10 protein-coding genes and 1 tRNA gene are annotated in these 11,558 nt (G+C 42.9%); all 11 read right to left on the bottom strand.

The window, feature by feature from the left end; translation table 11 throughout:
* Window positions 1–2: 2 nt before the first annotated feature.
* Window positions 3–74: transfer RNA gene (locus H7T93_RS06105), tRNA-Gln, on the bottom strand.
* Between the two features lie 302 nt (window positions 75–376).
* Window positions 377–1,021 carry a response regulator transcription factor gene (locus tag H7T93_RS06100; protein ID WP_002884791.1) on the bottom strand — a complete coding sequence of 215 codons (645 nt, stop codon included), beginning with the start codon at window positions 1,019–1,021 and terminating at the stop codon, window positions 377–379.
* A complete protein-coding gene (locus H7T93_RS06095) occupies window positions 1,011–2,021 on the bottom strand; it encodes a sensor histidine kinase (protein WP_013990239.1) in 1,011 nt (336 codons plus the stop codon). The genes H7T93_RS06100 and H7T93_RS06095 overlap by 11 nt, the downstream gene beginning before the upstream one ends.
* A complete protein-coding gene (liaF, locus tag H7T93_RS06090; protein WP_014634809.1) occupies window positions 2,018–2,716 on the bottom strand; it encodes a cell wall-active antibiotics response protein LiaF in 699 nt (232 codons plus the stop codon). The genes H7T93_RS06095 and liaF overlap by 4 nt, the downstream gene beginning before the upstream one ends.
* A gap of 162 nt (window positions 2,717–2,878) precedes the next feature.
* Window positions 2,879–3,637, bottom strand: a complete 759-nt coding sequence (locus H7T93_RS06085; protein ID WP_014634810.1) for a potassium channel family protein — start codon at window positions 3,635–3,637, stop codon at window positions 2,879–2,881.
* Between the two features lie 147 nt (window positions 3,638–3,784).
* Window positions 3,785–5,659, bottom strand: a complete 1,875-nt coding sequence (pknB, locus tag H7T93_RS06080) for a Stk1 family PASTA domain-containing Ser/Thr kinase (protein WP_014634811.1) — start codon at window positions 5,657–5,659, stop codon at window positions 3,785–3,787.
* Complete coding sequence (locus H7T93_RS06075) at window positions 5,659–6,396, bottom strand: Stp1/IreP family PP2C-type Ser/Thr phosphatase (RefSeq protein ID WP_037620217.1); 738 nt, start codon at window positions 6,394–6,396, stop codon at window positions 5,659–5,661. Before H7T93_RS06075 ends, pknB begins: the two co-directional genes overlap by 1 nt.
* Window positions 6,397–6,439: 43 nt before the next feature.
* A complete protein-coding gene (gene rsmB / locus H7T93_RS06070; protein WP_201041693.1) occupies window positions 6,440–7,762 on the bottom strand; it encodes a 16S rRNA (cytosine(967)-C(5))-methyltransferase RsmB in 1,323 nt (440 codons plus the stop codon).
* A complete protein-coding gene (gene fmt / locus H7T93_RS06065) occupies window positions 7,752–8,687 on the bottom strand; it encodes a methionyl-tRNA formyltransferase (protein WP_037603007.1) in 936 nt (311 codons plus the stop codon). Before fmt ends, rsmB begins: the two co-directional genes overlap by 11 nt.
* A gap of 17 nt (window positions 8,688–8,704) precedes the next feature.
* Entirely contained in the window at window positions 8,705–11,101 is a 2,397-nt protein-coding gene (locus H7T93_RS06060) for a primosomal protein N' (protein ID WP_201041692.1), read from the bottom strand.
* 142 nt (window positions 11,102–11,243) lie between these two features.
* On the bottom strand, window positions 11,244–11,558 hold the full coding sequence (gene rpoZ / locus H7T93_RS06055) for a DNA-directed RNA polymerase subunit omega (RefSeq protein ID WP_002886855.1): 315 nt from the start codon (window positions 11,556–11,558) through the stop codon (window positions 11,244–11,246).

Genomic DNA, 11,558 nt, shown 5'->3' with positions numbered 1-11,558 from the left:
AACTGGGGTAGCTGGATTCGAACCAACGCATGAGGGAGTCAAAGTCCCTTGCCTTACCGCTTGGCTATACCCCAAAAGACTCTTATTATTCTACAGAAAAACTAGTAGGCTGTCAACACTTTTTTAAACTTTTTTTCAAAAAAAGCAACCGGAAATACCGATTGCTAGGAGTTAGGAGATTTCATCATCTAAGCGAACTTAGATAGATGATATGAGGTCGCTTCAACCTCATATGAAAAAAGAAAAGTTTTAGGATGGTTTAATTATATGTTTTGCTAGAAATAAAGTCAAAGAATTTGACTCATAAAATCCGACTTAGGGTTAAGAGTTATGATAACCCTCTCTAGCCCCTAGATAACAAGCTTAGTTGATAGCTTTATTCATCATCCTGCGAAACCAAATGATGTCTAAAGGCATAAACAACAGCCTGAGTACGGTCATCAACATTGAGTTTTCCAAGGATATTAGACACGTGAGTTTTAACGGTTTTCAACGAAATAAATAGCTCATTAGCAATGGTTTGATTGTCATACCCCTTAGCCAAAAGGGCCAAGATATCACGTTCACGTGCCGTCAAGTCATCGTGTAGGTCCGGATGGCTATCATGGTATTTAATCTTATTGTCCACCTCAGTTTCGATAGCTTCTTCACCACGGTAAACCTTACGGATACTATTGAGAATCTCTGCCGCACTGCTGGTTTTAAGCATATAGCCTTTGGCTCCAGCTTCAATGACTGGATAAATTTTTTCATTGTCCAAATAGCTAGTCAAAACCAAAATCTTGGCTTCAGGCCATTCTTTGAGCAATTCCAAAGTCGCTTGAACACCATCTAATTCAGGCATAACAAGGTCCATAACGACGACATCTGGTCGCAGTTCCAAGGCAAGATCAACACCCTCTCGACCATTCCCTGCCTCTCCAACGACTTCTACATCTCCTTGGAGATTCAAGAAACTCTTAAGTCCCAAACGGACCATCTCATGGTCATCGACCAAAATCACATTAATCTTATTCGACATTGTCTTCTCCTCTTAATATCGGCACACGGACATCAATAGACGTCCCCTTACCTTTAGCTGATAGGAACTGCACAGTTCCTGCCATTTCATCGACACGCTCTTGGATATTTTTCAAGCCATAACTCATCTCGTCAGTCGACGCATTTAAGTCATAACCAACACCATTATCCAACATTTTCAATTGAATTTCCTGACTATTTTGATAGAGATAAACCTCTATCTGGCTAGCCTTGGCATGCTTAAGGGTATTAGAGATAAACTCTTGGGCAATCCTAAAGAGATTATTTTCAATACGCTTGGGCACTTTCTTAACCATATCCTTGTAGACGACATGGATATTGGATTTATCGGTTAATTCCTTAAGAATCATCTGCAAGCCTTCTTGCAAGGTCTTGTTCTCAAGCTCTGTCGGACGAAGATGCAAAAGCAAGACACGCATATCATTTTGAGCGTCTGTAAGCATAGCCTCAACCGCCTGGATCTGATTATGCAAATCTTCTTTACTTAGTTGGTCCGCCATCTGAGAGACTCCAGATAGGATCATACTAGCCGCAAAAAGCTCCTGACTAACGGTATCGTGAAGGTCACGAGCAATACGTCCGCGCTCCTTCTTGATAATATCACGGCTTTGTAGAGCTTGGGCATTCTCAGTTTTCTGCAAGTCCTTAGTCAATTTACGCATCTTATGAGATAAGCGCATCATATTCTTGTCTAACTCAATATCTCCCTGACGTTTGACTGGTTGATTATTGATAATACGTCGCAAATCCTGATTGACTGAACGCATACTGTTATCATTGGCAATGGCCCAGAGAATATAAAGCAAAATAAGCAAACTCAGAACCACAAAAACCATGTTAAAAAGGAAGTGGAAGGCCTGAGACAGATTGCCGAAAACCAGTGAAAAGTTGAGGTTAAAGCTATCCATCACTACAAGGGTAACACCAACCAAAACAACAACCGAATAAATCAGGATTAAAAATAGGTACTGTTTCTTCATTTGCGACGTACCTCCACTGGTCCAGCTCCCACATTGAGAATCAATTTAACCGTCCGATGGGCATGCTCATACTCTGCCCCCTGCAAGGTCAAGCTTTCATAACGGAGGTCGTATTCATCTTCATTAAAGAAGGTGACAGAGCTATAAATTGCCGATATGTTGAGTTTGACGGAAACATCAATTGGTACCAAGATAGTCGTCGGTCCATAGAGTTTCTGCAAAATCACGACATTATCTCGCCCCGAAACAATAACCTGAGTCAAATCAATCACATCTGTCCCAAAGAAACGGATGATATTGATATCATCAAAGTCATAACGATCACTGACAGGTTCCATACGAGTCCCAATCCACTGATTTCGGACAGCCCGAGGATCCAAATCGTCTTCCTTAAATTGAATGAGAGCATAGCGATTCTTTTTCTTAACCTGTGAAAAATGGTTTATCATAACATAGGCCACACCCACTAGGATAGCAAGCACCACATAGATATTCCACATGGAAACCAGAAAAAGTGATATCAAACAGATGGTCAAGACAAAGTCACTCTTGGATTCCTTGTTAAAAAAGCGAACGGCCAACAAGGTCAAAACCAGAATGAAAATAAAACTGGTAATATCATTATTAAAGATGGTGATCAGGCCCAGAGTCAAAAGCAAGGCTTCCACCACTAAGAAAAAATTAAATTTGGTCATAAGGACCTCTCAAATAAAAGTATACAGGCTTCATTCTATCAAATTTTAAGGCAATTGACAAAAAGACCCAGTTTGAGCACCGACTAGTCAAGATAGAAAAGGAGCAGCAGAAAGCAAAAAAGTGTCTCCATTACAGGAAACACTGTCTTTCATTCAAAAATCCTAATCGTCAGTTTCGTCCATTTTACTATTTATGAGTTGCACCGTACTTCTGATTTCCTCCAGTATGACACGCTGCTCTGCCAACTCCTTCTCAATCTCAGCCAATTTTCTTTCAGTCTGACGACCTGACCGCACAAAAATATTATTGAGAGAGCTTGTTAACAACCCCAGAGTGGCAATCCCACTAAACATAAGAACGACCGCAACGGCCTTACCTACCAATGTTCGAGGAACGATATCTCCATAACCTACTGTGGTAACCGTTGCTACAGACCACCAAATAGCATCTATAAAATTATGGTGCTCTACTCTAGCAATAATAGCACTACTGATAAGGATGATAATGCTATTAACCGAAAGCAGAAAATAAAAGCCATTTCTGCGATTAATGCGATTGGAAATGTGCTTGAGCTTACTACTCAAACCAATTAAGCGAGAGAGTTTGGCCAAACGAGCAAAGCGTCCCACCCTTGAAAAACGGAGGAAGGTAAAGACTTCATTGTAGGGAATAATAGCTAACAAGTCCAAGATATGTGTTTTCACAAAAATTCGCTTACGAGGTGCCAAGGAGAAACGAATCGCATAATCAATGGCAAAGATGAGCGTTATAGACTGATCTATCACTCTGAAAGGTCGCCTTCCAATTGAAATTAATCCAACCAAATCAAAGATAACCAAGCCAATGGAAATCAGGGCCAGGACCGTCATGACGATATCGTAGGTAATGATATACCTTCTCAGTTTTCTACGGTTTCTCATAGCGTCTCTCCTATATGTGATGTCTTCATTATAAAAGAATCTCTGACCCCTGGCAAGCAGGCTTTTTAAGCTATCGACAAGAAGTCTAGATAACAAAAAAGAGAGATGAAATAACCTCTCTTTTTTTGTTACCTTAGTTATTTAAAACTACTGTAGCTCTGTGTGAGTAGCCTCTGTCGAGGTTTCAGTGCTTGAAGTTGTACTGTCAGTACTTGAGCTCGTCGATGACGAATGTGTCGTACTGCTTGAGCTTGACTGTAGGCTTGAACTTGCTGTTGCAACCGAAACATAGAGAATCACTGTACCATCAACACTTGTACCAGCTTGTGGATCTTGATAAAGGACCTCTGTACTGCTAGGAACCTTATCCTTGTCTAACTTGGCACCAGTATTATAGTCATGATACTCGATACTACTACTTGAGATACTCTTACGATTCAAGGTTTGAACCGCTGTTGAAACCGTCAAACCAGTCACATCAGGCATGGTAACTGTCTTAGGAGTTGCCACACGGAACTTAATCTTGGCCTTACTATCCTTAGGATTGAAAGACTTGTTTTTCCCTGGACTTTGAGATAGGATTTCTCCCTCTTCAGCACTGTCGTCTTCGACATGCTGAATATCAATTTGGTCCTCAGAAACGCCATAATTCGAAGTTAAGTCCTCAATGGCATCCTTATAGTTTTTACCTTTGTAGTCTTTCAAAGCGAAACCTTTACTACCAGAAGAAACATAGACATCAATGCTTGATCCTTCTTTTCGTGTAGTTCCAGCTGTAGGATCAGTCTTGATGACCTTGCCCGTATCGACAGAATCATCTTCCACTTCTTTGACTTCTCCTACCTTAAATCCAGCACCCTCAATTTTAGTCTGAGCTGTGGACAACTCTTGACCGACCACATTAGGCACCTGGACATTATCAGGATTGGTAAATACCAAATAGGCAAAGATGATGATACCAATAAAGACAAGTCCTAGGAAAACCTTGAGCAAGGTTGAGAAGAAATTCTTCTTCTTTTTCTTCTTAGCTGGTGTCGTTTTTTTCCTTGGTTGTTTACTTGGAGCAGGTGTAGGCTCTGATGGCTCAGCAGCAACAGCCTTTTTCTCAAGGCTTGCTGATGGAACTGGATCAACCTTTGGCAAGGTCTTAGTATCCGTCATATCATCAAAGACTACCTTGGCATCGCGTCGATGACTAGGATGCAAACTCGTTACCAAGTCACGGCTCATTTCCAAAGTACTATTATAACGATTTTCTAGTTTTTTGGCTGTTGCTCGAATTACCACGTTTTCCAAGGCTTGAGGAACGTTACGGTTCTCTGCCAAAATCGATGGGAGTGGCTTTTGGAAATGTTGGAGTGCAATGGTTACTGCACTATCACCATCATAAGGAATATGACCTGTCAACATTTCAAAAAGCATAATACCCATAGCATAGATGTCGCTCTGGATAGTCGCTTTAGATCCACGAGCCTGCTCTGGTGAGAGGTAGTGGACAGAACCCAACATAGAGTTGGTTTGAGTTAGGCTAGTCTCTGCAAAGGCAACCGCAATTCCGAAGTCTGTAACCTTGGCCGTACCGTCCTTAGTTAAAAGAACGTTTTGTGGCTTAAGGTCACGGTGGATAATGCCCTTTTGATGGGCAAGTGTCATGGCGGAAAGTACCTCCCCCATGATACGCACAACATCTTGGTTAGAAAGTGGCGCATGGTCTTGAATGTATTTCTTCAAGTCCGAACCGTCCACATACTCCATCACCAAGAACTGCTGGCCGTCTTCTTCGCCAATATCTCGGATAGCAACGATATTAGGATGACTGAGTTCTGCCATGGCACGCGCTTCACGCTGGAAACGCGCCACAGCCACCTGATCCGTTTGGTAATTGGTACGAAGCACCTTAATGGCCACTTCTTCATTATCCAGAATCAGGTCATTAGCCAGATAAACATCCGCCATACCACCACGTCCGATAGATTTAAGGATTCGATAACGTCCAGCAAACAATTTGCCAACTTGGATCATTATCCTTCCTCACTTTCTATCTTAATGAGAGCAACGGTAATATTATCAAGACCACCTGCCTCATTGGCTGCAGCTACCAAACGACTCGTTTTTTCTTCGACGAAACCAGGGCTATTGACAATATGTACAATCTGTTCAACTGAAATCATATTGGTCAAACCATCTGAATTGGCCAAAATATAGTCCCCTGGTTCCAATTGTTGAACACCAAGGTCAGCCTCAATCGGAGCAGCTTGCCCAATAGATTGCGTAATGATATTACGTTGTGGGTGAACTGCTGCTTCTTCTTCGGTCAACTGACCAGCCTTGATAAGAGCATTGACCAAAGAATGGTCATTCGTCAATTGCTTATACTCACCATTACGGATAAGGGCAATACGTGAATCCCCAACGTGGGCGAAAATCACAGCATTATCAACAAAGGCAAGAACCTCGATAGTTGTTCCCATTCCCTTATATTCTTCGTTTTGGCCAAGTTCATAAATTTTACGATTTTCTGCATCAATGGCAGCAATCATCCAATCACGAATCTGACTCAACTCACTAAAATCAGTGTTAATCCAGTCGCGACCAAGATCAGTCACTGACATCTCACTGGCAATATTTCCAGCACGGTGTCCACCCATCCCGTCTGCAACAACGACAAGGGTAACACCAGCTTGGTTGACAAATTTATTAACAAAATCTTGGTTATTTGACCGTTTTTGGCCAATGTCCGTTAATAATGATATTTCCATAGTTTTCTTTCTGACTTGCGTCAGCATTTCCTCCTCTGTAATCCTAAGCTTTTTTACGCAACTGTGCGATGAAAAAACCATCAGTTAGATACTGTTCGGGGGTAATTGCCAAACAGCCATTGACCACGATGTCTTTACATGGATGGTCTAAGGCAACTTGCTCAAAATCAGGATGGCTCTCAAGAAAGGCTTGAATCACCTCTTGATTTTCTTCTGCTATGATGGTGCAAGTACTATATGTTATTATACCACCTTTTCGTAGGGTTTGACAAACGCTGGATAGGATATCCAACTGTACGGCCTTGAGGGACTCAAAATCTTGGAGATCCTTGTTATATTTGATGTCAGGTTTCCGACGAATGAGCCCAATTCCAGAACAAGGTGCATCCACTAAAATCTTGTCAAAACTATCAGCTGGAAAGACTTGATGTACCTGACTAGCATCCAGTTTCTGAGTCTTAACCTTGTCAGCTAGTCCAAGACGTTGTGCATTTTCTTCGATAAGAGCAAGCTTATGATCATAGAGGTCAAGTGCCGTCACATGTCCACTCGTCAAATATGAGGCCATATGTACCGTCTTACCTCCAGGTGCCGCACAGGCATCCAGGATTTCTTCCTCGCCTTGAATCCCTAAAGTTGGCGCAACCAGTTGACTGGTCTCATCCTGAATGGTCAACAAGCCCTCTTTAAAATAATCTGTCCCAGCAAAGTAACCTGAAGACTTAACAAGCCCGACTGGGGATAATACTGAACGCTCAGCACCAGTGGCCTCTGCAATCTCTTCCAAACGTGACGCATCCGTTACACGCACACTAGACTTGTTTCTCACAAAAAGGCTTTGGAAAATAGCAAGGGCACGATCCTCTCCATACTGGTCGATAAGTTTTTTAACCAACCATACTGGTAGAGAATACTGAACAGAATAGCGTTTATTGACACGTTTGATCGTGCTTGGATCTGGCAAAGGCTGGCTGGATAGTTTACGAAGAACCGCATTGACCAGCTTCTCAGCACCCTTTTTATTGCCACGATTTTTGGCAATAGAAACGGCATCATTAACCACCGCATGGGCTGGAATCTTATCTAAATAGGCCAACTGATAGAGACTCAAAAGTAATAAGTCATAGACCCAAGGTTCAAGCTTGTCACGGTCCTCGATGACATGGGCTAGGACCCACTCCAACGTAATCTTACGAGCGACGGTCCCATAGACAATTTCCGTCACCAAGGCCTTGTCCTTATCTGTCAGACGCGACTTGCTCAGATGGGCATTGAGAGCAATATTTGAGTAAGCTCCTTCCTGGAAGACTTCTTCTAAGACTTCAAGTGCCTGTCCACGGGCTGTTTTTTTCCAATCATTGGCCAAATGCATCACCTACTTCAAGATTGCGTCCGACCCCATTAAGGAAATCAGCAATAGCCATCCGAGGCTTTCCTGCAGGCTGAACTGTCTTAAGTGAAATAGCTCCCTGACCAGTCGCAACTACCAAACTCTTCTTGGTCTTTTCAATGATATGACCAGACTGTCCCTGGCCTTCTGCCAAGTCTGCTTCATAAATCTTGAAACGTTTGCCGTCAAGCAAGGTATGTGCCACAGGCCATGGATACATGCCACGGATTTGATTGAAGATGTCACGAGCCGACTTATTCCAATCAAGTCTCTCCTCTTCTGGACTAATATTTGGCGAAAACGTTACCTGACTGGCATCTTGAGGAACAGGTTTGATTTCTCCAGCAATATAGGCAGGCAAGGTCTCAAGCAAAAGGTCACGACCCAAGACTGCCAATTTTTCAAACATGGTACCAACATTATCCTCGTCAAGAATTGGCAAGGCCTTTTGGCTAACCATGTCACCAGCGTCCATCTCCTTGACCATTTCCATAATTGTCACACCTGCTTCTGCATCCCCATTGATAATGGCATAATGAATAGGTGCCCCACCACGGTATTTTGGCAAGAGAGAAGCGTGGACATTCACCGCAAAATCCATGCTATTAAGCAACTTGCTTGGTAAAAATTGCCCATAAGCTGCAGTAACAATCCCATCAGCACCAAGCGCCATCAATTGCGCCATTTCTTCTGACCCTGACAATTTTTCCGGTTGATAAATTGGCAAGTCATGCGCCAAGGCTACTTCCTTGACCGGTGTCATGCGAATTTCTTTTTTACGGCCGACAGCACGGTCTGGTTGCGTCACCACAGCAACAATATCGTAACGCTCATCTGTCAAAAGTCCTTCCAGCACAGTCGCTGAAAAGGCAGGCGTTCCCATAAATACTAATTTTGTCATATTCTTCCTTTTCTAGATTAGGTAAAATTCTGAGGTTCGTGATCGATAATCAAACGCAGGTCCTTGTTTTCAGGTTCCTGAGTCATGTCAAGGACCCTATTAAGCGTTTCTTCCAAGTTATCCTCAAAACGGTATTTGATAATAATCTGATAATGATAAAGGTTATGTGTTCGAGCAATAGGCTTAGGCGTTGGCCCTAGGAAGGTCACCTTGTCTGACAAGTACTCTCTTAAATAAGCCATAACCTCATAGCTCTTGTGGACGACAAACTCTTCATCCTTGTGAGAAAGCGTGATTCCTACCGTATAAAAATATGGCGGATAGGCCAACTGACGTCGAATCCCCATCTCATAGGCATAGAAACCTTCATAATCCTGTTGTTGCGCAAACCGAATGGCATAATGATTAGGATTATAGGTTTGAATAATAACTTCCCCTTCCTTGTCAGCACGACCAGCACGACCAGCCACCTGTGTCAAAAGCTGGAAGGTACGCTCAGCCGAACGAAAATCTGGTAAATTAAGCGATGTATCTGCATTCAAGACCCCTACCAAGGTAACATTTGGGAAATCCAAGCCCTTGGCAATCATCTGAGTCCCAAGCAAAATGTCAGCCTTACCATTTCCAAAAGTCTCTAAGAGTTTCTCGTGAGCCCCTTTCTTACGTGTCGTATCAACATCCATACGAATCACTCTGGCTTCTGGCAAAAGTTCCGTTAACTGGTCATAAGCCTTCTGTGTCCCAGTCCCATAATAGCGAACCTGACGACTCTGACAGTTGGGACAGACATGTGGTATTGCTTTTTGAAAATCACAATAGTGACAATTCATGGTCTTAGTATCCATGTGCAAGGTCAGTGAAATATCACAATTCGGACAATCATCCACATAGCCACAGTCACGACACATGACAAAAGAGGAATACCCACGACGGTTCAACATCAATACGACTTGTTCCTTACGTGCCAAACGTTCCCTGATTTTTTCCAAAAGAGGTGGCGTAAAATCACTCGCCTCTTGACGGCCCACAAAATCCTTGAAGTCCACCACTTCCACCTGCGGAATTTTAGCATGAGGATTAGCCCTTTGTGTCAACTCAAGAAAATGGTAAACCCCTTTCTGAGCTCTCGCCCGTGTCTCAATAGAGGGTGTTGCTGACCCAAGGACAAGCACAGCTCCATGACTCTTAGCCCTAAGCAAGGCAACATCTCTTGCATGATAGCGAGGATTGGACTCTTGTTTATAAGTAGCCTCATGTTCCTCATCGATAATGATTGCCCCGATATTGTCCAAAGGAGCAAAGATAGCCGAACGCGCTCCTACCACAACCTTGGCCTGACCAGATTTAACCTTACGCCACTCGTCAAATTTCTCACCGTCTGACAAGCCTGAATGCATAATCGCCACCAAGTCCCCAAAACGCGAAATGAAACGATTGGTCATTTGGGGTGTTAGGGAAATCTCTGGCACTAAGACAATGGCGGTTTTTCCCATAGCCAGGGTCCTCTCGATAAGATGCAGGTAAACCTCTGTCTTACCTGATCCCGTCACTCCTTCCAATAAGAAAGGTTTGCCACCTTGTCCAATTTGGCACGTCATTTCTTCAACCGCATGCGCCTGTTGGGCATTAAGCTCAAGAAAATCTGTCTTTTCTACCTTTTCAAAGTAGCTATCGGCACGATTGACCTCAACTTCGGTGATGACCAAGGCACCAGCTTCAATGAAAAACTTAACCACATCTCGTGAAAAAAGCTTGTGGAGATCCGTCAACTTGCCAGACTCACTCTTTTCTAGCAAGAAGTCTCGCAACTCCAATCGTTTCTTAGCCCTTTGCGAAATTGCCAAAGTCTCGAGAATCCCCTTTTGAACACTATAGTGCTTCTCAGTCTTAATATTCTGCTTATCTTTAGCAAGGTAATCAACCGTTACACGCCCAGACTGGACCAGACGAGGAATGGCTTGACGTTGTACCTCTGACAACTGCGAGAAAAGAATATGATTCTGCCCTTGAAGGAGAGTCGCTTTTTCCTCTTCACCCAGTTTATCAGTTGCCATGATAACCTTATCGTACTGCGAATTAAGGAGACCGGGTAGCATTGACTTCAAGATGGAAATCTTATAAGAAAAGACCGTATGTCGCATCTGATCAGCCAAATCCAGCTGTTCCTGATTAAGCACTGGCTCATAATCTAAAAGCTCAGCGATGGTTTTTAGTTCAGGAAAATCTCTTAAATTTTCCTGCTCTTCCAAGCCAATAATAAAACCTTGAAGTAGACGATTTCCTTTACCAAAAGGCACATGAACCCGCATACCGATGGCGATTTGTTCTTGCATGGCTTCAGGGATAAGGTAACTATAAGGCCTATCCGTCTGCATCAGAGGAACGTCTACAATAATTTGTGCTACTAAAACCATAAATTTCCTCCTGTCACTTCCTTAAGACCAGTATCTTCCAAACTCAAGAAAATGTGAGCTGCCTATTTTCGTCATAAAGAAGGAAGCTGAGACACTATGCCTCAGCTCCCCTCTCCTCATAAACCAAAGCAAGACTTTGATTTTAGATCTTATCGCCTTCTTCTTTTTCTTTAGCGATTTGTTCTTTGATTTTACGTTCTTCTTCCTCAGCAGCAAGACGTGCTTGAATCACTTTCAAACGTGCCAATTCACGTTTAGATTCTGGATCTGGGTGGATAGTCACATTACCAGATTCAATCTCTTCAAGGGCTTGAAGGGTTGGTTTTACTGACGTAAACTCTTGAGTTGGTTCAGCACCAGCGGCTAATTCATGGGCACGTTTGGCTTGCAAAATAACCAATGAATATTTTGAAGGCACTTTATCCAAAAGTTTGTCAATAGAGGGTTTCAACATCAT

The sequence above is a fragment of the Streptococcus sp. 9.1 genome, assembly GCF_016648815.1.
GTDB classification, from domain to species: Bacteria; Bacillota; Bacilli; order Lactobacillales; family Streptococcaceae; genus Streptococcus; species Streptococcus salivarius_E.
The sequence above is the reverse complement of the archived record's forward strand: the minus strand, read 5'-3'. Positions and strand labels throughout refer to the sequence as shown.

Excerpts from the sequence above, each read along its gene's own strand:
- rpoZ (WP_002886855.1), bottom strand. The coding sequence starts at position 11,558 with ATGATGTTGAAACCCTCTATTGACAAACTTTTGGATAAAGTGCCTTCA.
- liaF (WP_014634809.1), bottom strand. The coding sequence starts at position 2,716 with ATGACCAAATTTAATTTTTTCTTAGTGGTGGAAGCCTTGCTTTTGACT.
- H7T93_RS06060 (WP_201041692.1), bottom strand. The coding sequence starts at position 11,101 with ATGGTTTTAGTAGCACAAATTATTGTAGACGTTCCTCTGATGCAGACG.
- fmt (WP_037603007.1), bottom strand. The coding sequence starts at position 8,687 with ATGACAAAATTAGTATTTATGGGAACGCCTGCCTTTTCAGCGACTGTG.
- pknB (WP_014634811.1), bottom strand. The coding sequence starts at position 5,659 with ATGATCCAAGTTGGCAAATTGTTTGCTGGACGTTATCGAATCCTTAAA.
- H7T93_RS06100 (WP_002884791.1), bottom strand. The coding sequence starts at position 1,021 with ATGTCGAATAAGATTAATGTGATTTTGGTCGATGACCATGAGATGGTC.
- H7T93_RS06095 (WP_013990239.1), bottom strand. The coding sequence starts at position 2,021 with ATGAAGAAACAGTACCTATTTTTAATCCTGATTTATTCGGTTGTTGTT.
- H7T93_RS06075 (WP_037620217.1), bottom strand. The coding sequence starts at position 6,396 with ATGGAAATATCATTATTAACGGACATTGGCCAAAAACGGTCAAATAAC.
- H7T93_RS06085 (WP_014634810.1), bottom strand. The coding sequence starts at position 3,637 with ATGAGAAACCGTAGAAAACTGAGAAGGTATATCATTACCTACGATATC.